The organism is Dellaglioa sp. CoH-56-MRSF-10 (assembly GCF_056782175.1).
The window spans coordinates 1-747 of record NZ_JBXAYF010000018.1; the positions used below are offsets into that span (position 1 = coordinate 1).

Consider the following 747-nt stretch of genomic DNA (forward strand, 5'->3'; position numbering starts at 1 on the left):
GTGCACATGGGACGAATTTCAGACCATTGCCGACTTCGAATACGATTCTGGTTATGGTGGGCAAGAGGTTGTGAGTGATATCGAAATCGTGTTTAACGACGGACAATCCATGCATCGGGGTGAGTATGATGGCTCCGAGTGGTGGGAGTACTCATGCCCATTCGAAATGCCGCAGACGCTGCATCCGATCCAACACCTGCGGGACCCACAAGGATGTAGCTGGGTCAGCCTTGCCGAAGCTAACGAGCCACTTCGGAGCCCGGCAGCGGAGGAAGATGCCGCATGAACCTGCATGAATTTCGAGCTGACATGGTTCAGGCTGTAACGAATTTCGTTCTCGACTACGAGAAGGATCGTCAGACGCGCAATCAGACACGGGTGCGCGAGGCATCCGAGTGGTTGCAAATGTTTGACGAATACATCGAACACCGAACTGATTTTTCTGGCATTCGTACGTGCATGTGCTGCGGATGCTCCGCTGAACTGGAGAGACTGGCATGAGCGCGGGGAACGCCGTGTTTGTGCATGACGAGGCGCACCGTGAGCTGGGTGTTGCGATGGCTGATTTTATGCGAGCCCAGATGAATCGATCCGGATTCGTTCGCCATTTTTTCGCGTGGTGCGATTTTGACAAGACCAATCACACGTGCCCGGAGTACTCGCGAGCAGAATGGGAAGTGGCGCGTCGCATCATCAATCGCGCTAAGAAGCGTCGAGCCCTGACCGCGAAGCCTTACAAGGAAAACC

General features: G+C 54.5%; 1 protein-coding gene and 1 pseudogene. Both read left to right on the forward strand.

Annotation, left to right across the window (positions count from 1 at the left end; translation table 11 throughout):
• A pseudogene (locus AC1RP4_RS07600) lies at positions 1 to 286 on the forward strand (hypothetical protein); the annotation flags it as partial.
• Between the two features lie 211 nt (positions 287 to 497).
• On the forward strand, positions 498 to 747 hold a 250-nt coding region (locus AC1RP4_RS07605), incomplete at its 3' end, for a hypothetical protein (RefSeq protein WP_481763212.1).